The sequence below is a fragment of the Zunongwangia atlantica 22II14-10F7 genome, assembly GCF_002094855.1.
In the GTDB taxonomy this organism is placed as follows: Bacteria; Bacteroidota; Bacteroidia; order Flavobacteriales; family Flavobacteriaceae; genus Zunongwangia; species Zunongwangia atlantica.
The window spans coordinates 103,952-126,961 of the sequence record NZ_ARYN01000014.1; the positions used below are offsets into that span (position 1 = coordinate 103,952).

At 35.7% G+C, this 23,010-nt stretch carries 21 protein-coding genes; 8 read left to right on the forward strand and 13 right to left on the reverse strand.

The genetic code is table 11. From position 1 onward, the window contains the following. Positions 1 to 105 precede the first annotated feature (105 nt). The 3 genes from IIF7_RS15195 to IIF7_RS15205 all read left to right on the forward strand — a co-directional run bounded on the left by IIF7_RS15195 (position 106) and on the right by IIF7_RS15205 (position 4,309). Entirely contained in the window at positions 106 to 2,277 is a 2,172-nt protein-coding gene (locus tag IIF7_RS15195; RefSeq protein WP_084842552.1) for a S9 family peptidase, read from the forward strand. A 24-nt stretch (positions 2,278 to 2,301) separates the two neighbouring features. Beyond that, positions 2,302 to 3,678 carry a peptide MFS transporter gene (locus IIF7_RS15200; RefSeq protein ID WP_084842553.1) on the forward strand — a complete coding sequence of 459 codons (1,377 nt, stop codon included), beginning with the start codon at positions 2,302 to 2,304 and terminating at the stop codon, positions 3,676 to 3,678. Positions 3,679 to 3,754: 76 nt separating this feature from the next. Further along, positions 3,755 to 4,309, forward strand: a complete 555-nt coding sequence (locus tag IIF7_RS15205; protein WP_084842554.1) for a thioredoxin family protein — start codon at positions 3,755 to 3,757, stop codon at positions 4,307 to 4,309. Between the two features lie 32 nt (positions 4,310 to 4,341). Here the strand turns inward: IIF7_RS15205 and IIF7_RS15210 are convergent, their stop codons facing one another. From IIF7_RS15210 to surE, 5 genes are all read right to left on the reverse strand, one after another. After that, positions 4,342 to 6,351, reverse strand: a complete 2,010-nt coding sequence (locus tag IIF7_RS15210) for a ComEC/Rec2 family competence protein (protein WP_084842555.1) — start codon at positions 6,349 to 6,351, stop codon at positions 4,342 to 4,344. Between the two features lie 75 nt (positions 6,352 to 6,426). Next, positions 6,427 to 7,011 carry a C40 family peptidase gene (locus IIF7_RS15215; protein ID WP_245801655.1) on the reverse strand — a complete coding sequence of 195 codons (585 nt, stop codon included), beginning with the start codon at positions 7,009 to 7,011 and terminating at the stop codon, positions 6,427 to 6,429. A gap of 40 nt (positions 7,012 to 7,051) precedes the next feature. Next, on the reverse strand, positions 7,052 to 8,164 hold the full coding sequence (gene lpxB, locus IIF7_RS15220; protein WP_084842556.1) for a lipid-A-disaccharide synthase: 1,113 nt from the start codon (positions 8,162 to 8,164) through the stop codon (positions 7,052 to 7,054). A 25-nt stretch (positions 8,165 to 8,189) separates the two neighbouring features. Beyond that, positions 8,190 to 8,477 carry a hypothetical protein gene (locus tag IIF7_RS15225; protein WP_084842557.1) on the reverse strand — a complete coding sequence of 96 codons (288 nt, stop codon included), beginning with the start codon at positions 8,475 to 8,477 and terminating at the stop codon, positions 8,190 to 8,192. After that, on the reverse strand, positions 8,470 to 9,252 hold the full coding sequence (gene surE, locus IIF7_RS15230) for a 5'/3'-nucleotidase SurE (RefSeq protein ID WP_084842558.1): 783 nt from the start codon (positions 9,250 to 9,252) through the stop codon (positions 8,470 to 8,472). The genes IIF7_RS15225 and surE overlap by 8 nt, the downstream gene beginning before the upstream one ends. A 146-nt stretch (positions 9,253 to 9,398) precedes the next feature. Here surE and IIF7_RS15235 point away from each other — a divergent pair, with 146 nt between their 5' ends. Further along, positions 9,399 to 11,540, forward strand: coding sequence for a carboxy terminal-processing peptidase (locus tag IIF7_RS15235; RefSeq protein WP_176218973.1), 2,142 nt, complete (start codon positions 9,399 to 9,401; stop codon positions 11,538 to 11,540). 156 nt (positions 11,541 to 11,696) lie between these two features. Here the strand turns inward: IIF7_RS15235 and IIF7_RS15240 are convergent, their stop codons facing one another. From IIF7_RS15240 to purH, 7 genes are read right to left on the reverse strand one after another with little or no spacing between them, the layout of a single operon-like run. Further along, positions 11,697 to 12,179, reverse strand: coding sequence for an SRPBCC family protein (locus IIF7_RS15240; protein WP_084842560.1), 483 nt, complete (start codon positions 12,177 to 12,179; stop codon positions 11,697 to 11,699). After that, entirely contained in the window at positions 12,179 to 13,429 is a 1,251-nt protein-coding gene (rodA, locus tag IIF7_RS15245; RefSeq protein ID WP_084842598.1) for a rod shape-determining protein RodA, read from the reverse strand. The genes IIF7_RS15240 and rodA overlap by 1 nt, the downstream gene beginning before the upstream one ends. Continuing rightward, a complete protein-coding gene (gene mrdA, locus IIF7_RS15250) occupies positions 13,404 to 15,299 on the reverse strand; it encodes a penicillin-binding protein 2 (RefSeq protein WP_084842561.1) in 1,896 nt (631 codons plus the stop codon). Before mrdA ends, rodA begins: the two co-directional genes overlap by 26 nt. Then, a complete protein-coding gene (locus IIF7_RS15255) occupies positions 15,296 to 15,802 on the reverse strand; it encodes a rod shape-determining protein MreD (RefSeq protein WP_084842562.1) in 507 nt (168 codons plus the stop codon). Before IIF7_RS15255 ends, mrdA begins: the two co-directional genes overlap by 4 nt. Next, positions 15,795 to 16,619: a rod shape-determining protein MreC gene (gene mreC / locus IIF7_RS15260; RefSeq protein WP_084842563.1), complete on the reverse strand. Its 825-nt coding sequence runs from the start codon at positions 16,617 to 16,619 to the stop codon at positions 15,795 to 15,797. Before mreC ends, IIF7_RS15255 begins: the two co-directional genes overlap by 8 nt. Before the next feature lie 15 nt (positions 16,620 to 16,634). Then, the gene (locus tag IIF7_RS15265; protein ID WP_084842564.1) at positions 16,635 to 17,663 is read right to left on the reverse strand and encodes a rod shape-determining protein; all 1,029 of its coding nucleotides are present in this window, start codon (positions 17,661 to 17,663) and stop codon (positions 16,635 to 16,637) included. A 32-nt stretch (positions 17,664 to 17,695) separates the two neighbouring features. Continuing rightward, on the reverse strand, positions 17,696 to 19,228 hold the full coding sequence (gene purH / locus IIF7_RS15270) for a bifunctional phosphoribosylaminoimidazolecarboxamide formyltransferase/IMP cyclohydrolase (RefSeq protein ID WP_084842565.1): 1,533 nt from the start codon (positions 19,226 to 19,228) through the stop codon (positions 17,696 to 17,698). A 146-nt stretch (positions 19,229 to 19,374) separates the two neighbouring features. On the opposite strand from purH, the gene IIF7_RS15275 reads away from it, so the two are divergent. After that, positions 19,375 to 20,628, forward strand: a complete 1,254-nt coding sequence (locus tag IIF7_RS15275) for an ABC transporter permease (RefSeq protein ID WP_084842566.1) — start codon at positions 19,375 to 19,377, stop codon at positions 20,626 to 20,628. Positions 20,629 to 20,902: 274 nt separating this feature from the next. Here the strand turns inward: IIF7_RS15275 and IIF7_RS15280 are convergent, their stop codons facing one another. Continuing rightward, positions 20,903 to 21,364, reverse strand: coding sequence for a GAF domain-containing protein (locus tag IIF7_RS15280; protein ID WP_084842567.1), 462 nt, complete (start codon positions 21,362 to 21,364; stop codon positions 20,903 to 20,905). An 82-nt stretch (positions 21,365 to 21,446) separates the two neighbouring features. Here IIF7_RS15280 and xrtF point away from each other — a divergent pair, with 82 nt between their 5' ends. The 3 genes from xrtF to IIF7_RS15295 all read left to right on the forward strand — a co-directional run bounded on the left by xrtF (position 21,447) and on the right by IIF7_RS15295 (position 22,995). Continuing rightward, on the forward strand, positions 21,447 to 22,007 hold the full coding sequence (gene xrtF, locus IIF7_RS15285) for an exosortase family protein XrtF (protein WP_084842568.1): 561 nt from the start codon (positions 21,447 to 21,449) through the stop codon (positions 22,005 to 22,007). Then, a complete protein-coding gene (locus IIF7_RS15290) occupies positions 21,991 to 22,443 on the forward strand; it encodes an exosortase F system-associated membrane protein (RefSeq protein WP_084842569.1) in 453 nt (150 codons plus the stop codon). The genes xrtF and IIF7_RS15290 overlap by 17 nt, the downstream gene beginning before the upstream one ends. A gap of 138 nt (positions 22,444 to 22,581) precedes the next feature. Further along, the gene (locus tag IIF7_RS15295; protein WP_084842570.1) at positions 22,582 to 22,995 is read left to right on the forward strand and encodes an HYC_CC_PP family protein; all 414 of its coding nucleotides are present in this window, start codon (positions 22,582 to 22,584) and stop codon (positions 22,993 to 22,995) included. Positions 22,996 to 23,010: the final 15 nt, after the last annotated feature.

The window sequence follows — 23,010 nt, forward strand, 5'->3', positions numbered from 1 at the left end:
GTTGAAAATCTCTTTAACAAAATGTTAGTATTTAACACGAGTTGCGCCCGCTTTGTCATCAAAATTTAGTAAACTTGGCCTGCAATAAAATTTTTAAAGAATTTAATGAGGTTCTCAAAAATCTTAGTTCTGCTTATGACGATGGCAGCTTCTGTTGCGACTTCCCAGGAAAAGAGTATCACGCTTGAAGAAATATGGAGCGGAAAATTTAGTCAGCAACATTTACAATCCCTACAATCTCTAAAAAATGGTGTAGAATACGTGGTGCTAAATCACGATTCAGATTCTGGAAACTCCAGTATAGATGTTTATAGTTATAAAACTGGGGAGCAAACCCGCACGCTGGTAGACACCAAAAATCTTGAAGATCTAAAAAGCTTTCAGAGTTTTAGTTTAAGTGAGGATGAATCTAAGATCTTACTAGCTACAGATCCACAGCCAATTTACCGCAGATCTTCTAAGGCGATATTCTATATTTTCGATGTAAACTCTAAAAAACTTACAAAATTTAGCGATAAGAAAGTACAGGAGCCAACATTTTCTCCAGATAATTCGAAGCTTGCTTATGTTTTTGAGAACAATATTTACATCTACAATGTTGCTGAAAAAACTGAGAAACAGATCACCAAAGACGGTAAAATTAATAGTATCATCAACGGAATTACCGATTGGGTTTACGAAGAAGAGCTTGGTTTTGTGAGAGCATTTGAATGGAATGCCAAAGGTGATAAAATTGCCTTCTTAAGATTAGACGAAACTGAAGTACCAGAGTTTTCTATGGATATCTTTGGTAGTGATCTTTATCCTAGCGAGCAGGTTTTTAAATATCCAAAAGCGGGTGAAGCAAATTCTAAGGTATCGCTTCATATGTACGATGTAAAAACCGAAGAAACAGAGGAAATCGATCTTGGTGATTATTCAGATTTTTATATTCCAAGAATTAAATGGACCAATAAAGATTACATCTTAAGTGCGCAGGTGTTAAACAGGCATCAAAATCAATTAGATCTTCTTTTTGTGAATGCTGAAGATAATACTGCAGAAGTTATTCTTACTGAAAAAGTCGAAGCTTACGTTGATGTGACAGATAATCTAACCTTTTTAGAAGATAATAGCTTTATCTGGACCAGCGAACGTGATGGTTTTAACCATATTTATTTATATGCTGAAAGTGGAAAACTGAAGCATCAGGTAACCACCGGAAATTGGGAAGTGACCAACTACTATGGTTACGACAAGAAAAACGATCGCTTATTTTATCAAAGCACAGAAAACGGAAGTGTAAACCGTGATGTTTATTCGATAAAAACGAACGGGAAAAGTAAAAAAAGACTCACCGAAAAAACCGGGATGAATAATGCCGATTTTAGTGCTGATTTTACATATTTTATTAATGCATTTACCAGTACTGAAACTCCAATGCAGTACACGCTTCATTCAGCGAAAAGTGGAAAATTAGTTCGTGAGATAAAAGATAATAGCGAGTTGCTGGATATTGAAAAACCTTATCATTTTTCACCAAAAGAATTATCTACACTCGAGGTGAATGGGAACGAATTAAACATGTGGACGATCAAACCTTCAGATTTTGATGAATCTAAGGAATATCCGTTATTAATGTTCCAATATTCAGGGCCTGGCTCACAGTCGGTTTCTAATTCTTACTTCAATACTAACGAATATTGGTATCAATTATTAGCAAATAAAGGCTATATTATCGCCTGTGTAGACGGTAGAGGGACTGGTTTTAAAGGAGCCGATTTCAAAAAAGTAACTCAAAATGAGTTAGGGAAATACGAATTGGAAGATCAGATCGCTGCCGCTAAAAAATTAGGAGAGCTGGATTATATTGATGAAAGCCGAATTGGTATTTGGGGATGGAGCTTTGGTGGATTTATGGCGTCTAATGCAATCTTGAAAGGTAATGATACTTTTACTATGGCAATTGCTGTAGCGCCGGTAACAAGCTGGAGGTTTTATGATACGATCTATACCGAACGTTTTATGACTACACCGCAGGAAAATGCTTCTGGTTACGATGAGAATTCGCCCATAAATCATGTAGAAAAATTAAAAGGAGACTTTTTAATTGTACATGGTGGTGGCGATGATAATGTGCATCTTCAAAATACCATGCGAATGGTTGAAGCACTTATCCAGGCAAATAAACAATTCGATTGGGCCATTTATCCTGATAAAAATCACGGAATTTTTGGCGGAAATACCAGGCTGCACATGTATACTAAAATGACAAACTTTATAACAGAACATCTATAAAACTCAATCAACAAACTTAAAATTATGGCAAATACTGCACCTCCAGCTAATCAAAAAGAACTATTTGGGCACCCGGTAGGATTGTATATTCTATTTTTCACCGAATTATGGGAACGTTTTTCGTATTACGGAATGCGTGCACTTTTTGTACTTTATCTAGTCGCTGAGACAAACTCTGATAATCCTGGTTTTGGATGGACCAACGCTGAAGCATTAAGTTTATACAGTTGGTATACCATGCTTGTTTACGTAGTTTCTATTCCCGGGGGATGGATTGCAGATAAGTTTTTAGGTCAAAAGAAAACTGTATTAATCGGTGGTATTTTACTATGTATTGGTCATGGTATTTTAGCTTTTGAATCTGAAACTTCTTTCTATATCGGTTGTTTGTTTATCATTCTTGGTGTAGGTGGCTTAAAGCCAAACATCTCTTCTATGGTGGGTGGTTTGTATAAGCAAGGTGACGAGCGTAGAGATCTTGGGTTTTATATTTTCTACATGGGGATTAATATTGGTGGGTTTTTAGCACCAATTGCCTGTGGATTTTTAGCTGAATATTACGGATGGCACTGGGGCTTTGGTCTTGCAGCTATAGGAATGTTACTGGGACAGATCGTTTACATGATGGGACAAAAACACCTAACTCATGTTGGGAATTTAATTTCCAGAAAGAACGAAGCAGATCGTGCAATTTTAGATAAGCCATTAACATCTATAGAAAAAGACAGAGTAAAAGTGCTATTACTTTCTTTCTTGTTAATTATCCTTTTCTGGGCGGCTTTCGAACAAGCGGGTGGATTAATGAACCTTTATGCTGCAGAGAAAGTAGATAGAACGCTTTTAGGTTTCGAGATTCCGGCTTCAGTATTCCAATCGGTGAACTCATTCTTTATCATTACGCTGGCAACTTTGGTAGGTAGCTTCTGGTTTAAATGGAAACAAAAAGGGAAAGAATCTTCTTCGATCTTTAAAATGGCGATTGGGTTGATCATTATGGCCTTAGGATTTGGATTTATGAGTGCTGCTTCTGTACAGTATCAGGAAACTGGATCTTCAGGAATGTATTGGCTAATCGCAGCTTATTTATTCCATACCATTGGTGAACTTTGTGCTTCGCCGGTATCACTTTCATTCATTACGAAATTGGCACCGCTAAAATACGCTTCAGTAATTATGGGGATGTATTGGGCTGCAACCGGTCTAGGAAATAAAGTTGCAGGTCTTATCGGGCAGTTTGCTCAGGATCTTGGGGAGTTTGAAGTTTTTACAGGTATCGCGGTGATTTGGACGCTAATAGGGATTATAGTAATTATGTTACTTAAACCTCTTAAACGTCTTACTCACGGAGCTGAGGATGCTAAAATGGAAGAAGGAATTCCTATGGAAACCACAGTAGAATAAATTACACAAAATATATTATAAAAAACGTTCTGTAAAAGGAACGTTTTTTGTTATTATAGAAGAAAATTTTTAGAAGATGAAAAGACTATTTTTTATAGCATTGGTACTTATTGGCTTTACAATGCAGGCGCAGGAAACTGAAAGCAAGATCAAATGGATGACGATGAATGAAGCTTTGGCAGCACAAAAAGAAGCGCCAAAGAATATTATTATGGATGCCTATACAGACTGGTGCGGGCCTTGTAAAATGTTAGATAAAAATACGTTTGGACATCCTAAAGTAGCTGAATTTATAAATGAAAACTATTATCCGGTAAAATTTAATGCTGAAGGTGAAGAAGAGATCAATTACAAAAATGAAGTTTTTGCCAATCCGCAATATAATCCAGATTTAAAAGGAAGAAGAAACAGTCCGCATGAATTTGCTCGTGCGCTACAAATTTCTGCTTATCCAAGTATCGTGTTTTTTGATGAAAAAGGGGATTTAATAGCGCCATTAAAGGGATACAGGACTCCGGCGCAGATTGAAATTTTCCTTAAAATCTTCGCAAAAGACGAATATAAAAATTTAACTACTGAAAAAGCCTGGAACGAATACAATGAAAACTTCGAACCTACGTTTACTAAGTAAGTGTTAGTTGTATCATAAACAATAGTTTGTGGTTAGTAGTTAAAAGCTCCCTTTTTACCTGTCTGGTAGAAAGGGACTTTTTTATTTAGGCAGGTTTGTTCCCAAAGTTCGATAAGGCTTGGGTAGTTGCTGGCATCGGCGATAATTAAGTCTGGCTTTAAAACTTCAATAACTCGGTTTAAATTCACTTTTGGAGAATTAGAAAGTAGTAGGATATCTGGATTAAATTCAGGGAAATTAAGAAGCGCTGTGCTATCAATCACCATAATTCGTTTTTGCTTCAGCTCGTAAAAATTTTCGAGTTCCTTAAATTCGATATTCGATATTTTTTCAGCTATTTTAAAATCATCGATATAACTCCAGCCGCTATCTTTTTGTGAGTTTCCGTAGAGATGTAATTGTTGGGCATTCTTTTCAGCAATGATACTGCTTCCAGATTTATTCAGAATAAAAATTTCTTCGGAAGAATGCTGATATTGGTCAAAAAACAGACTAATTTGAAATAGAATAATACTTACTAAAGTCAGCAATACCTGCTTTTTCTTTTTCTGCTGAAGTAAAAAGAAAAAACTAATTATTATTCCGAATAAAAATAAGACTGAAAAATGACTAATATGAATGTCGTTAATAATAAAACGCTCATGGCTGGCTACCCAGGCGATAAAATGGTTTAGATTTTCAATCAAAATCGAATAAAAGTGTACCAGAATTTCAGGAAGAAGGTCGAAAATACCCAGAATAAGGATCAATATTCCGGAAATTAATAAAATCCCAAGTCCCGGAAGGATCACGATATTGGTAAGTAAAAATAATCCCGGAAATTGATGAAAATAGAATAAACTTAAGGGTAAAACACCAATTTGAGCACAAATACTTACCGTTATAATTTGATAAAAAAATCGTACAATCTTATATTTTGGATGCCATAGTTTGCTGAATTTAGGCTGAAATAATGCAATGCTGAAAACCGCCGCAAAACTTAGTTGAAATCCCACCTGAAACACATAAAACGGATTGATAAGAATGAGCACGAAAAACGCCGAAAATAGGGTATTGAGAAGGTTGACCTTCCGATTAATTTGAAGTCCAAAAGCTACAAAACTAAACATGAATGAGGCACGAACTACAGATGCCGATAAGCCGGTAAGCAAAGCAAAACTCCAAATTCCGATTAGTGTTAGAGTGAATTTTAATATTTTTGATTGCTGAAGTGGTTTTAGAATAAAATTAATAAACAACAGCACAATCCCAACGTGCAGTCCTGAAACGGCCAAAATATGAATCGCACCTGCAGCCGCATAATTTTGATATAATTCATTAGAAATGGCGGTTCTTTCTCCTAAAATTAATGCCTGAATTACTGCAAGTTCATCTTCTTTGAATCCTGAATTTTGTAAAGTTTTAAGTAGAGAAAAGCGAAGCTTAGTTAGAAAGGAAGGATTCAAATTTTGATCGATCAGAATTTGATCTTCAGAAAGCTGAATTTGATGAAAAATACCCTGAAATTTCATGTATTCCTGGTAATTGAATTGATGCGGATTTAGTGGAGGATTAATTTCGCTGACTTTTGCCGGAACGATTATTTCCTGCCCAACTTTCAAACGAGATGTTAGCGGTAAACCAATCAGAATTTTCCCAAAAACTGGTTGAGATTTCATCGAATCTTGGCCTTGGATAACTTGTTCTGCTTCAGCAATAAAACGTTTCTGGAAGTTTGGTTTTAATTCTTCAGTTAATTTTAGTTTTAAAAGATCTTCTTCAGAATTAATGAATTTCGAAAAATAATACGGCTTATTTTCAGGGAATTTAAGTTGGTAAGAAATACTTCCGAAGAAAAATAAAACCAGAAAACAGCAAATCCCAAAGTAGAGGAGTTGGTAGAGTTGAGATTTGGCCTTAAAAAAGAAAAACAGAAAGAAAGCGATACTAATTCCGGTAGGAATTATCAGGATTTTTAAAGAAATTTCAAAAAAATGTGCACTTAAGATTCCGCATAAAAATGCAATCGAAAATTGTAGAATTTTAATATTGATGTAGCCCATCTTTCTGATAATTAGAAAGTAGGGTCACTTTAAAAGTAATGAAAATCTGGTTTTTAATGGACTTTTTTTTAAACTTTAAATCACTCGTCTTGCCATTACAAAAGCATTATTCCAATAATTTTCTGAAAGTTTACTAATAACTACGCCAAGCGAAGTGGTAGAGTGAATAAAAAGAATATCTCCCTGTGAGATATCGACGACGAGCCCAACGTGATTAATTACTTTGCGGTTTTTATTAGTTTCAAAGAACAAAAGATCGCCAACCGTAACATCCTTTAAGTAAAGGCGCTCACCTTGCAAAGACATATCGCGAGAACTTCTTGGTAATTGGATGTCGTTTTCCTGAAACGATACGTACACGAGACCAGAGCAATCCATGCCTTTTTTGGTTGTACCGCCATATTTATATTTGGTGCCCTCAAAACCAATCGCATAATTTACAATATTGTAAACACGCTCGTCTTTTGGTTGGATAACTTCTTTGGTTTGGGTGATCTCAGGATCGTAATGTTGTACCTTCTTTTTAGGTGTAGTTTCTGTTTTTGTGGTAACAACTTTTGGTTTTGAAGCTCCGCAAGAACTTAAAAATATAGCGGCTAAAATCATAATGCCTAATCTTAGGCTCTGCTTCATTATCGTACTGCTATGTTTATTTTTCATCTTGGTTAAGGTCGATATTGTAGGATTTGGGTTTGGTTGTTTATTTTATTGAGTTATAAATGAGGGTGGCGGTTTCTAAACTAGCACCAGTACCGCCCAGTTTTTGTTCTAATTCGTAATAATCTTTAAAAATTCGCTCTCTGTTTTTCTCTTGCAGGATTTTTTTCAATTCGGTTTTAAGCGATTCAGAATTAAATTCAGACTGAATTAATTCTTTCACCACTTCACGATCCATAATTAAATTTACCAGCGAGATATAGTCTAAATTAATAATTCTTTTGGCAATATGGTAAGAAATATAGCTGCCTTTATAGCAAACAACTTCTGGGACTTTAAATAGGGCTGTCTCTAAAGTCGCCGTTCCTGAAGTTACCAGTGCTGCGTGGGCGCAACTTAAAATATCATAAGTTTTATTCATCACCAGATTGATATTGGTCTTTTTTAGGTAAGGTTTATAAAATTCAATTTCCTGGCTTGGAGCTCCGGCAATAACAAATTGATAATCCTTAAAATCCTGGGTGATGCTTAGCATAACTTCCAACATTTTAGATATTTCCTGTTTTCGGCTTCCGGGAAGTAAAGCTATTATTGGGCGATCGTCGAGGTTATTTTCAGCCTTAAATTTCTCTACATCGGTATTTTTTCTGTTTGAAATTGCATCGATTAATGGATGTCCAACAAAGTTTACCGGATAATGATGTTTCTTTTCGTAAAAATCTTTTTCGAATGGTAGGATCACATACATATGATCTACATCGCGTTTTATGGCTTTAATACGATTTTCTTTCCAGGCCCAGATTTGGGGTGAAATATAAAAATGAGTCTCGTATCCTTCTTCTTTTGCCCATTTGGCAATGCGTAGGTTAAAGCCAGGATAATCGATAAATATTAGGGCATCTGGTTTATAGGCAGTAATGTCTTTTTTGCAAACTGAAATATTTCCCAGGATTATACGAAGATTCATTAGCACTTCAGCAAAACCCATAAAAGCAAGGTCACGATAATGTTTTACAATAGTGCCACCTTGTGCTTGCATAAGATCGCCACCCCAAAACCGAAATTGGGCATTAGGATCTACTTTTTTTAGAGACTTCATAAGATTAGAAGCATGTAGATCTCCCGAGGCTTCTCCTGCAATGATATAATATTTCAAGTGCTTAAAATTTTATTCTGAATAATTAAAAATTTCGAATCTTAACAACTGCAATTGCAATGGCTACAACAAGGCAGGCGAGTAAAACGCCGCGGGCATGATAAATTTGTTTCTTCCGCATAAAAACAAAAAACGGGAAGAAATTAAGCACTGCTCCAATGGCTACCAATTTTCCGAAGTAATCGTTGTTGATTGAATCTCTTAGACTCATTTCAAAACTATAATCAGAGAAAAAAGTAGTAAATAAAAAAACGCCTCCAATGGTTGTAGATAAGCCTATTAAAAAACCTATTGCGATATTGCCTTTACTCATCCAGTTTCCAGTCGTTTAACTCGTTTATAAAATGATGTGCAGTAAGGTCGAATTGTACTGGTACTAAAGAAACAAAGCCATTTTCTAAAGCCCACTCATCGGTATCCTTGCCTTCATCGTTATTTACAAACCTTCCGCTTAACCAATAGTAATCTCTACCTTGCGGATTAGTTCTCTTATCAAATTCCTCTTCCCAGTGTGCATTGGCCTGGCGACAAACTTTGATGCCTTTAATTTCTTTCGCAGGTAATTTTGGAAAGTTCACGTTTAGGACAACCCCTTTTGGGAGTCCGTTTTTAAGTACATTTTTAGTGATCGCTTTCACGTATTTTTTACAAGGCTCAAAATCGGCATTTAGCGAATAGTCTAAAAGCGAAAAACCAATAGCTGGAATCCCTTCTACACCAGCTTCAACAGCAGCACTCATGGTTCCTGAGTAAATCACGTTTATCGAGGAGTTAGAGCCGTGGTTAATACCGCTTACACAAAGATCTGGTTTGCGATGTAAAATTTCCTGTGTGGCGATCTTTACACAATCGGCCGGAGTACCAGAGCAGCTATATTCTTTATGATTATAATTTTCTTTTAGTGTAACCGAATCACAAAATAAAGTATCACTTATCGTAATGGCGTGTCCCATCCCACTTTGTGGGCTATCGGGAGCTACAACAACTACATCGCCAATCTCTTTCATTACCTGTAATAAGGCTCTAATTCCTGGTGCGGTGATACCATCATCGTTAGTTACCAGGATTAGCGGTTTTTCTTTACTCATAGCTTAAATTTTCTAGATGCTAAATTAGTAATTTCCTATGGAAACCGTATTTTAGTAGTTTAACAAATTATTAGCCGCCGTTCTTATGAATGGCACAGTTTTTAATGTATTTTGTACAGAATTTAATGACGAAATCTATGCGATATATGAAAAGGAATTTAAAAATCCTGGTGTTGGCTGTTTTGATGGCAGCAACTTCATGCAGCTTCACCACAAAAAAGTTTGACGACCCTAACAAAGACAAGCTTTTAATAGACCTCATAACCTATGTTCTTAGTCAGGGACATTATGATGCTAAAGAAATAAATGATGATTTTTCTGTAAAAGTTTATGATCATTATATAGAAAGTTTAGACCCTTCAAAACGTTTCTTTTATAAAGAAGATATCGAAGAATTTGAAGAATATAAGATGTTAATTGATGACGAAATCAACAACAAACAACTTAATTTCTTCGATTTAACATATTTTAAGCTTAACCAGCGTAACGAAGAAGCAAAACAATTATATACTGAAATCTTAGCGCAGCCCTTTGATTTTTCTAAAGAAGAAGATTTTATAGCTGATGGAGACGAGTTAGATTATGTAACTTCTAAAGCTGAATTAAAGGAGCGTTGGAGAAAGCAACTTAAATTTTCTACGCTTATTACTTTTTACGATCTAAAACAGGACGAAAAGAATAAGAAAGAAAATGACTCAGATTACACCATGAAATCTGATGAAGAATTAGAGAAAAAAGCACGTGAAACTACCCAAAGCAGTTTAACTGAATATTTTGATCTAACCGATGATCTTGAAAGAAAAGATTATTTTTCTGTTTTCATAAATTCAGTAGTAGAAGAGTTTGATCCTCACACCTATTATTTTGCACCGCAGGATAAAGATCGTTTCGATATCCAGATGTCTGGGAAAATAGAGGGGATTGGAGCGAGACTTCAAAAGAAAAACGATGATATTACCATTATGGAGGTAATTTCTGGAGGTCCGGCCTGGAAAAGTGATGAATTAGATGCTGGTGACGTTATTCTAAAAGTAAAGCAGGAGGATGAAAATGAGCCTGTAAATATTGCTGGAATGCGTTTAGATGATGCGGTAGATTTAATAAAAGGCCCAAAAGATTCTAAAGTTACACTTACCGTTCGTAAAAAATTACTTGGTAATATCGAGCAAATTACGCTTACGCGAGATATCGTAGAATTAGAAGAGACCTATGCAAAAACAGCAATGGTAGATAAAGAAGGTAAAAATTATGGTATAATTAATCTTCCTAAATTTTACTTTGATATGGAAGATTATAATAGCCGTAATGCAGCTTCAGATATGCGTAAAGATATCGTAGAGCTTAAGAAGCAAGGTATGGATGGTCTTGTTGTAGACCTTAGAAATAATGGAGGAGGTTCTTTAAAAACAGTGGTAGATATTGCTGGTTTATTTATAGAAAAAGGACCTATCGTACAGGTGAAATCTAACGGAGAGCGCAAAGAAGTGCTTAATGATGAAGATTCTGAAATTGTATGGGATGGCCCGTTGGTAATCTTAGTTAATGAACTTTCAGCTTCTGCATCAGAAATTTTAGCTGCTGCAATGCAGGATTATAAAAGAGCAGTTATTATTGGAAGTAAGCAAACTTATGGTAAGGGAACCGTTCAGAATGTAATCGATCTTAATCGTTGGTTAAGAAATAATGATTACGGAGATATGGGAGCTTTGAAAATTACAACTCAGAAATTCTATAGAGTTAATGGAGGTTCAACTCAGTTAGAAGGAGTGAAAAGTGATGTTGTGGTTCCAGATCGTTACAGCTATGTAGATATAGGAGAAAAAGATCAGGATAATCCACTACCATGGGATAAAATCGATCCTGCAGATTATAATATTTGGGATGGATATATAGGTTACAAAGAAGCTATTGAAAATAGTAAAAAACGTATGCAGCAAAGTGAGCAGATTAAGCTTATCGAGCAAAATGCAAAATGGATAAAGGATCAAAGTGAAGACAATACATATTCTTTGAATTATGATGTTTATGCTGCAGATGCAGAAAAAAATAAAGAAGTAGCTAAACAGTACGACGCATTAAAAGATTATAAAACAGATCTTTCTTTTACCTCTTTACCTTACGAAGAAGAGCTATTTAAAGCAGATTCTACATTACAGGAAAAAAGAGAAAGATGGCATAAAGATTTAAGTCGTGATGTTTATGTTGAAGAAGCTATTAATGTGCTTTCTGATATCAAAAGGAATAACATGAAGCATAAAGTAGCAGATTCAGATAAATTTAAAGACTAACACATCTGAAGCGATATTATAATAAAACGCCCAAAGTTTTTTTAACTTTGGGCGTTTTTAATTTTATAGGTTATGAAACGAAAAATTGTTTATCCTTTTTTGATTTTAATCGTTGCAGCCGCTCTTTTGATAGCCGAGCGCTGTACCATGTAAATTTTAATATTGCTTAAGAAATGCTGTGCCCTTGCCATTTTCAGCATAGGTTTTTATGATCTTGTTTCTTGCAGTAAGAAAGTCTTTAAGGTACCTTTTCAGGAATAAGAAGTCGGCCAATTTTCCTAAAAAACTTAGTGGAGCTTCGTAAACTAGAATATCTATTACCAGTGTTTTTTCTTCGGAAATTACTTTGAAATGATGCTCGAGTCTAAAGGATTTAAATATTCCTTTTTGCATTTGGTCGACAAATAAAAATGGAGGCTGAAATTCGATAATTTTGGATGTGAATTTCTGTCTTAATCCAAGATGTGTAGCCTGCCAGGTAACTTGTTCACCTAATTCAATTAAACCTTTAGTTTTGCCAGCAATTGCTTTTTCTTTGGTGTTTTCCGTAGAAATAAGATGAAGTTCTATACTTCTGGAAAGATCGAAGACTAGCTCGATTTTAGCATTAATTTCAGTAGTGATTTTTATTTTCGGCATTAGAAGGAGAGTCGGTCAGAATCCAATCTTATAAAGATAAATAATAAGATCGTAAATCCCCATAATCCCGAGCCTCCATAGCTAAAAAACGGCAACGGAATTCCTACCGTTGGGAAAATACCAATCACCATCCCAATATTCACCATAAAGTGAAGAAAGATAATACCCACAACACTGTAACCATAAATTCTATTGAACTGTGATTTTTGCCGTTCTGCAAGAAAAATTAACCTGAGCAATAGGCAAACAAATAAAAATACTACAAGACCGCTGCCTACAAAGCCCCATTCTTCTCCAACAGTGCTAAAAATATAATCGGTGTGCTGCTCTGGTACAAAATGACCTTTGGTTTGAGTGCCCTCTGTCCAACCTTTACCTGTCCATCCACCACTGCCGATAGCAATTTCACTTTGGTTAGTGTTATAACCAATTCCGCGGCTATCTACTTCTTTGCCAAGAACAATATTAAAACGGTCGCGGTGGCGCTGTTCAAAAACATTATTGAAAATATAGTTTACCGAGAAGGATAAGCCTATGCAAGCCACAACAATAAAAAGTAACAAAGGGATTCCCGGGCGTTTCTTTTTCTTTATTAGAAAACTTAATGCTGCTAAAGTGACTACTGCAATACTTACCCAGGCCGGGCCAATTAATAAGGTACCAACAAAAATTAGAACGCCGGTTAAAGCCAAGACCAGGTACAGCGCAGAAATCCCTTCTCTGTAAAGGGGGAAAAAGAATGCAGCATAAACCATAGCGCTTCCTGGATCTGGTTGAGGTACGATTAATAATGCGGGCAAAGCGATTATAATAAAGGCTTTAAACTGATGCGAGATAAGCTTAATATTAGTTTGTATATCGCTTACATATTTTGCGAGCGCGAGAGCTGTTGCTATTTTTGCAAATTCTGAAGGCTGTAATCTAAAAGATCCAATGGCATACCAGGATGTAGCACCAGAAATGGTTTTACCAAAAACAAAAAGCCCTGCAAGCAGGAAGAGAGCGGTAAGGTAAATGACACTTGAAAACCGCTGGTAAAATTTTACTTCGATGGCAAGGATTACAACGATTAGAAAAATACTAAGGCCAATCCATAAGGCTTGTTTTCCGTAAACTTCGTTAAGATCGAAATAGCTTCCAGAAGGATCAGAGCCAAGTGAGGCTGAATAAATATTAGCCCAACCAAAACATACCAGTAAAAAATAAATTAAAATCGTTAGCCAATCATAGCCAGCCGTTTTTCTTGCCATCATTGATTAAGAAAGGTTCTCCACTATAGGGTTTTTCGTATTCGTCTTCTAAACTGTTCTTAGGATCCATTACAAAGTCTTCAAGATCCTTACGTGTAATTTTTCCTTTTAGGTATTTTTCGATCATTAGAGTGGCAATTTTCCCACCGTAACGGCCTCCCCAATATCCATTTTCAACAAAAACTGCGATAGCTATTTTAGGGTCGTCTACAGGTGCAAAAGCAACAAAAATTGAATGATCTGTTAGTTGCATTCTTCTACCATCAACTTTTACAAAGTTTTCTGCGGTTCCAGTTTTCCCGGCAATTTCAATTCCTTCTACCTGCATAGAGCTTGCTGTACCATTTTTATACACCTGATGCATTCCTTCTATCACCGGTTCGAAATTTTTAGTATCGATTGTGGTGTGATGTTTTTTAGTAAAGCGTTCGTCTTTTATAGGTTTGCCATCAATCTCTTTTATCATATGCGGAGTATAATACCAGCCTTTATTGGCGATAGTAGCCGTCATATTTGCAAGTTGTATTGGAGTTAGAAGAACTTCTCCCTGGCCAATGGCATTAGATAATGTGGCTGTAGCATACCATCTATAAGTTGGGTAATCGTAAATTTGATTATAGTATTCTGAAGTTGGTATTTTTCCTGGTCTACCCGTGCTTAGATCATTTCCTAAATAATCGCCAAGACCAAAACTTCTTACATGTTTGTTCCAGGCGTCCATTCCTTCTTGCGGAGTAGGATATTTTTCGATGATCTTACGATAAACCTGAGCAAAATAAGAGTTGCAGGATTGTGCGATTCCCTGATTCATATTTACAGGGCTAGAATGTGCGTGGCATCCCATTTTACGTCCACGACCATAGCTATAACCATGATGGCAAGAGAAAGTATCGTCGGTATCAACAACGCCTTCTTGCAGCGCGATCAATGCATTCATTGTTTTGAATGGAGATCCCGGTGGATATTGCGCTAAAATACTACGATCGTAAAGCGGCCTTGCGGTCGAATCCAACCACATTTTACTGAAATTAGATGATCTTTTTCTTCCTACTAAATCGGCAGGATCGTAGGTTGGTGCAGTAACCATAGATAGAATTTCACCAGAAGAAGGTTCGATAGCGATTATTCCTCCGCGTTTGTTGGTCATGAGATACTCACCATAAGCCTGTAAATCTGAATCTACCGAAATAGTAACGTCTTTACCACGTTCTGGTAAAGTATCATAAATTCCGTCCTTATAAGGGCCAATATCACGATTCAGTTTATCTTTCTGAATATATTTTACACCTTTTACACCACGTAAAGTATCTTCGTAAACGCTCTCAACACCTTTTCTTCCTATTAAATCTCCACTGTTATAGTAAGGATTCTTTTTAACCGTTGCAGGAGCAACTTCAGCAATAAAACCTAAAACATTAGCGCTATGATCTACATGATAATCTCTTAAAGATCGTTTTTGAATATAAAAACCTTCGTAATTACGCATTTTCTCCTGTAAGAAAGCATATTCACTTTTGGTAAGTTGGGGCACAATTACTGAAGGTAAAAATGGAGAATAGATCTTAGCTTTATCTAATCTACGTTCTAATTCTTTACGTTCTAAGCTTACAATTTCACAAAGTTCTGTAGTGTCGAATGGCTTAAGATTACGCGGAATTACCATAACGTCATAAGACGGTTGGTTAGAAACCATAAGTTCACCATCACGATCGTAAATATAACCGCGTTGTGGATAATCGTAGATTACTTTTACCGCATTGTCATTAGATCGAACGGCAAAACTGTCGTCTACCACCTGAAGGTAAAACAGCCTGCCCAGAAAAACGAATCCGGTGGTAAGTATGATTACATATAATAATATTCTCCTCATCGATATTTTTTGCTGAAAAGTGCGATACTCAGTAAAATTACAAGTACAGTAAATATACCTGAAAATAACGTCTTCTTAAGTACTAGTATTATATGACTAAAGCTAAACATTTCCAAAGAAAATAATACTAAATGATGTATCGCTACCATAAGTACCACATAGCTTATCCTGGCTCCAAGCGGAGTGGCCGATAAACGAAGTGTTTGATGGTCGTAACTTATACCAAAAGAAAACCGAAGTAAATTAGGCCTTACAAAAGCAGCAACTAAACAGGCAGCAGCATGTATGCCACCACTATCTTCAAAAATATCTACAGATAATCCTAGTAAGAAAGCAAGGAATAAAAATAAACTTTGGTTTGTATTAAAAGGATATAAAAGTAAAAAGAGAATATAAAGGTATGGATTTACATACCCTATAAAATTAATGTTGTTAAGTACAAGAACCTGAATTAAAATTAGGCCCACAAAACGTAGAATATTAGATATTAGGCTGCTATTCATTTTCGTCTCCTTCTTCTAAAGAAAGAATTTCTTCCTTGTTCTTATTCTCAATTACATAAACATAACCAATATTGGTCATATCGTTGAATAGCTTTACGTTTATCGTAAAATAACTCTCTGTATTATCTAATTTGAAATCCTGAATGGTGCCAATTTGTATGCCTTTTGGGAAAATCAAACTTTTCCCGCCAGTAATAATAGTGTCACCTTTTGCAACAGGAGCTTGTTTAGGAACATCTGTAAGTTGCATTAAATTAGGATCTTTACCATCCCATATCAAACTACCAAAATGATTAGATTTTTTAAGCTGAGCGTTAATTTTAGATTGGGAGTTTAAAATAGAAATAACACGGGAGTAATTTCTATTTGTTCTATCAATTATTCCAATAATACCTTTACTGGTTACCACACCATTCTCTGCAGCGATACTATCTTTTTCACCTTTATCCAGGGTGATGTAGTTGTCTCTTTTAGAGAAATTATTATTAATCACATCTGCACTTCTAAATATATAATCTGAAGCAAATGTGGTGTCGGTATAATTCGGGATGGTATCTTCTCCGCTTAATTGCCTTATGATGTTTCGAAGATTTTTATTCTCTTCTACCAAACGCTGGTTATATTCATCTAAATAAAAGTAATCCTGGATGTTATTATTCCAGGAATATATGCCGCCGGTTACCCAATTGGCAGAACTTATAAATTTACTTTTATGAAATGAATGGGTTTGGATCGTAAGGAAAATAGAAAACGCCAGCAATGCCAAGAACAAAATATTATTCTTGTTCCGAATCAGAAAATTGAATATCTGCTGCATAAGCTACTGCTTCTCCTACTTGATCAATATTCCTTTATATCTATTTAGCGTTTTTAAAGTAATACCAGTTCCTCTTACCACCGCTCTTAAAGGATCTTCAGCAATATAAACCGGTAGATCTGTTTTGGTAGATAAACGCTTATCTAAACCTCTTAACATCGATCCACCACCGGCAAGATAAATACCAGTATTGTAAATATCTGCTGCTAATTCTGGCGGAGTTTGAGATAAGGTTTCCATAACCGCATCTTCAATCCTAAGAATAGATTTGTCCAGTGCTTTGGCAATTTCTCGATAAGAAATATTTACCTGTTTTGGTTTTCCTGTTAAAAGATCACGCCCCTGTACGCTCATTTCTTCTGGCGGAACTTCTAAATCTTCAGTAGCGGCACCAATTTGGATTTTAATTTTTTCCGCAGTACGTTCACCCACATAAAGGTTATGCTGTGTACGCATATAATATACGATATCGTTGGTAAAAACATCCCCGGCAATTTTGATAGATTTGTCACAAACAATTCCGCCAAGTGCGATCACCGCGATCTCTGTAGTACCACCACCTATATCTACGATCATGTTCCCTTTTGGCTGCATGATGTCTACACCAATACCAATAGCAGCAGCCATAGGTTCATGAATAAGGTAAACTTCTTTACCATTAACACGCTCGGCACTTTCTTTAACCGCACGCATTTCAACTTCTGTAATTCCAGATGGGATACAAATAACCATTCTTAGAGCCGGCGTAAACATTTTACGTTTAAGTGCGGGAATCTCTTTAATGAACATGGTAAGCATCTTCTCACTGGCATCAAAATCTGCAATTACACCGTCTTTTAACGGCCTAATAGTTTTGATATTCTCATGTGTTTTTCCCTGCATCATTGCCGCTTCTTTTCCAACAGCCGTAATTTTTCCAGAGGTACGATCACGGGCTACTATTGAAGGGCTATCCACCACCACCTTATCATTATGTATGATAAGAGTGTTGGCAGTTCCTAAATCTATCGCTATTTCTTCAATGAGAAAATCAAAAAATCCCATAGGTTATTTTATGTATTGGTAAAAGTATTCTATTAGTGTTTAAAATGGCGGGTTCCTGTCATCACCATTGCAATATCATTTTCATTACAATAATCGATACTTAATTGATCTTTTATAGAACCACCTGGTTGGATTACTGCTGTAATCCCTGCATTTCCGGCAATTTCTACGCAATCTGGGAATGGGAAAAAGGCATCACTTGCCATTACCGCTCCTTTAAGATCGAAATTAAAAGAACCTGCTTTTTCAATACTTTGTCTTAGAGCATCTACACGTGAGGTTTGTCCCGTTCCGCTAGAACAAAGTTGTTTGTTTTTTGCCAGAACAATAGTATTAGATTTTGTGTGCTTACAAATTTTTGAAGCAAACAAAAGATCTTCGATTTCCCGTTCTGTAGGTTTATTATTTGTTGCGTAGGATAAATCGTCTAAAACATCTGTTTTATTGTCTTTATCCTGAACTAAAACTCCGTTTAAACAGGTGCGAACCTGATTTTCTGGAAGTTCTGTTTCTTTTTGAATTAAAATAATTCTGTTTTTCTTTCCTTTTAAAATTTCTAAAGCCTCTTCAGAAAAAGAAGGAGCGATAACTACTTCACAAAATAAAGAATGAATTTCTTCAGCAGTAGCCTTATCAATTTCAGTATTAGCAATTAAAATTCCGCCGAAAGCAGAAACTGGATCACCAGCCAAAGCATCTACATAAGCTTGCTTTATTGTATCACGTTGAGCAAGACCACAAGCATTGTTATGTTTTAAGATTGCAAATGTTGGTGCTTCTCCTTTAAACTCGTTCATAAGAACTACTGCGGCATCAACATCTAAAAGGTTGTTGTAAGATAGTTCTTTTCCGTGGAGCTTATCAAACATTGCATCAAAATCTCCAAAAAATGTTCCTTTTTGATGTGGATTTTCACCATATCGTAAAGATTTTCCTTCCTGAATACTTTGCTTAAAAGCAGGAATTTCTTCTGAAGTATTAAAATAGTTAAAAATAGCAGTATCGTAATGCGAAGAGATATTGAATGATTTTGCCGCGAAATTTTTACGTTGCGCTAAGCTGGTTTCACCATTTCCTTCGTTTAAAATATCCAAGAAATCTGCATAATCGTTTACAGAAGATACACAAAGTACATCTTTAAAGTTCTTAGCAGCTGCACGAATAAGTGAAATACCACCTATATCTATTTTCTCGATAATATCCTGTTCAGAAGCTCCAGAAGCTACTGTTTTTTCGAAAGGATAAAGATCTACAATTACGATGTCTATTTGTGGAATCTCGTATTGAGCAATTTCTTTAACGTCACTCTCGTTATCCTGGCGGTTTAATATTCCTCCAAAAACTTTTGGGTGTAATGTTTTTACACGTCCGCCTAAAATAGAAGGGTAAGAAGTAACGTCTTCTACAGGAACAACATCGATTCCTAGATCTTTAATAAATTTCTCTGTTCCTCCGGTAGAATAAATTGTAATTCCCAGATCGTTAAGCTTTTCAACGATGGGAGCCAAACCATCTTTACTAAAAACTGAAATTAATGCAGATTTGGCTTGTTTTAAATTGCTCATTATGTTGTGTTTGTTAAAGAGGCAAAAGTAAGTATTTAAGGCAAAAACTTAAAAGTGTTTTTGCTTATTTATAAATAAATTTTGTAACGAATATTTAAGCTGTGCGTCATATAAATAATTCTGTTTAAAAAAGCAGCCGTTTTATTATGCTTATATTTCTAAGAGTACTTGGTGAGAGCTTTAATTTTGCGATTAATGCATTAAAAAATAACCTGTTGCGTACATTCCTTTCGTTGCTAGGAGTAACTATTGGAATTTTCTCTATTATAGGTGTACTTGCTGCTGTAGATTCATTAAAGAACGAAATTTCTGGATCTTTAAGCAGTTTGGATAATAGTACAACGATCGTGATGCGTTTTAACTTTGGCCCTACAGATATTCCGCGTTGGAAATGGCAACAATTTCCAGATGTTACTTACGACGAATATCAGTTCTTAAAACGAAATCTTCCAGATGCCAAAGCAGTCACTTTTACTCAAAACGTGCCTGCTGAAACTATAAAATATCAGGATGCCAGTAGCCTTGGAGTGACAGTTCAGGCTGTGGGAAGTGAGTATTACGATATTGAAGCGATTAATATTGAAGAAGGTCGATTTTTTAACGAATCTGAGGCTGCCAGCGGTTCACCTGTTATCGTAATGGGGAGCGAGATCGCAGAAAATCTCTTCGGAAGCATAGATCCAATGGGGAAACAGGTGAGAATGTACGGTAGAAAATTCACCGTAATAGGTTTGCTTAAAAAAGAAGGTTCATCGATGTTTGGACCTAGTAAAGACAGTCAGGTTTTTGTGCCCGTAAATGTTACCAGAAGAATTTATGGAGAAAATAATAGAAGCATTTTTCCTCAAATAATGATAAAACCAGAAGCAGATGTCGACAATGCAGAATTCCTTGCGGTTTTAGAACAACGCCTAAGAACTTTCCGCGGAATAAAACCCGGCGAGGTAAGTACCTTTTTTGTTAATCAGTTAAAAGGTTTTACAGAAATGATTGATAATATAACAGGAACACTAAACGTCATTGGGTTGGTTATTAGTGGATTTTCCTTGTTAGTTGGTGGTTTTGGGATTGCCAACATCATGTTTGTAAGTGTAAAAGAGCGAACAAATCTTATCGGAATTCAAAAATCACTGGGAGCGAAAAATAAATTTATTCTTTTCCAATTTCTTTTCGAAGCAATAATTCTGGCCATTATTGGTGGAGCTGCAGGTTTGTTTTTAGTGTGGATAGCCACACTTATTGCTTCTAATTTTACAGGAGATTTCGATTTTGTTCTTTCTTTCGGAAATATTATGTTGGGAACAACAGTTTCAGCATTAATTGGATTAATTTCCGGGATAATCCCGGCGATTTCAGCATCCAGATTAGATCCTGTTGAAGCTATTAGAACCGGAATGTAACATTTAGACCGCTACGCTTTGAGAGAATAGATTTTAGAGTTTAGACAAGAGAATTTTGCACTCTGAAAATATAAAAACCTCATAATCTCGATAAATATCAGGATTATGAGGTTTTAATTTTTTAAATCTATTTTACTCGATAATCGAGATTAAATGCGCCGAGGCTTGCCTCTATACAAGACGATTTTCAACAAAATGCTTCACGGGCTTGCCCTGAGGTAGTTTACTGCGCCAACTGCGACTGCAATTTTCTTACTGTAAACTGTCTACTAAATTACTGCTCCAGTATCTCGGCTACCTTTTCGTTTACAAATTCTAAGAACAATTCGTCTTCTTTAGAAAATGGATCTGGCGTATGAGAGTCGATATCAATCTGACCAATATTTTCACCATTTACGAATAATGGCACTACGATTTCAGCTTTCACGTGAATGCTACATGCGATATAGTTGTTCTGTGCTTTTACATCTGGCACCACAAAATTCTCGTTAGAAACAGCAACCTGCCCGCAAATTCCTTTTCCGAAGGGAATAATTTCATGATCGGTTGGTTCACCGGCAAAAGAGCGAAGTTTTAATTCCTCTTTATCACCATTTTTAAAATAAAATCCAACCCAGTTATAATAAGGAATGTTTTCCATCAATAACTCACAAACCTGCGTTAATCGATGATCTACAGATAATTCTTTGGTATTTAGAATGTCTTCAACCTGTGGTCTTAATTTGTCAAATGGCATAATTTCTAATTTTTAAGCAAAAGTATTTAAAATCTAAGTGCTGTTACAGCCATTTGTCTAAATTTGTTGAAACTCATTACAATTGCTTCAGCTTTTTAAAAAATATAGCGTTGTTATTCGGTTTATAGCCGTTTTCCTGGGAAGTTACTTTCTGCTTTCTGTGCTATATAATTCCTATTTAATTTATTCTGAAGCTCAAACTGAATTTTACCCCGATTTTTTCACCAATATCGTTAGCAGGCAAAGTGCTGCGATCATGGAATTTATGGGATACTCGATAAAACTTGAAGCTCACGAAACCGAAAGTGCCATAAAGGTTTTTATTGAAGATGCTTTTTTAGTCCGCGTGGTAGAAGGCTGTAATAGCATAAGTGTGATCATACTTTTTGTATCTTTTATTCTGTCTTTCTTTGCGAAAAAAAGAACCACGATTTTATATATTTTGGGCGGGAGTGTACTTATTTATGCTATGAATTTAATTCGAATCGCATTGCTTACCATTGGTGTCTATGAGTATCTAGAATACACTAATTTAATGCACGAAATTATTTTTCCGCTAATTATCTACGGTACCGTTATCATTTTATGGATTTCCTGGGTGCGGGTATATGCAAATTTAGAAAAGAATGAAGACCAGGTATAGAATCATTTTAATCGGGATCTTAGTGATCGTACTGGCGGCCATTCGGTTTTACGAAGGCAGTATTTTCTACGATCCGTTAATGCGTTTTTTTAAATCTTCAGATTACCTGCGCGATAAGATTCCAGAGTTTAAGCCTGGATTATTAATTCTGAATACATTTTTTAGATATACACTAAACAGTCTCATCTCCGTAGGGATCATCGCGATAGCGTTCGTAGATCGCAATATTGTAAAGTTTTCAGCCGTTTTATTCCTCTTGCTTTTTGGGATTGCCGGGAGCGTGTTTAGCTATTTAGTTTTTACTATTGAAAATGAACATTTTCTCGCTCTGTTTTATGTTCGTCGTTTTTTAATTCATCCGGTATTCATTTTGGTGCTTTTACCGGCCTTTTATTATTACCGAATGCACAATCGAAGAATTAAGAATTCAAATTGAAAGAATTTTCCTGAATTTTGAAATTCCAAGATTTGGTTTTCTATTATTTTTGCTGAATAAGTTGCTATTTGTCTTGTTCTAAGCTAGTTTGCTATTTTTTTGTTGTAAATTATTGATTATCGACTACTTTTGTAATAAATGAAAGAGGTTTTTGCTAAAATATTCGCTTCCACTTTAGCCGTTTTAGTGCTTTTTTCTACCTTATCTTTTACGGTAGATCAGCATTTCTGCGGAAATTTTCTTGTGGATAGTGCCGTTTTTACAAAAGCAAAGACCTGCGGAATGGAAATGAATTCAGCAACTTCAACTGAAGCTTCCGTAACAAAAGAACCTTGCTGTACCAATAAGAAAGTAGAAGTTAAAGGTCAGGACGAACTGAAGCAAAACTTCAATAATCTCGATTTTCAGCAGCAATTATTTATCACTGGTTTTGTCTATTCTTACCTTCAGGTTTTCGAGGTTTCAGAGCCAGATTTTATTCCTTTTAAAGATTATTCCCCGCCAAAACTGGTCTGCGATATTCAGTTGCAGGATCAGGTGTTCCTTATTTGATCTAAACATATTTCA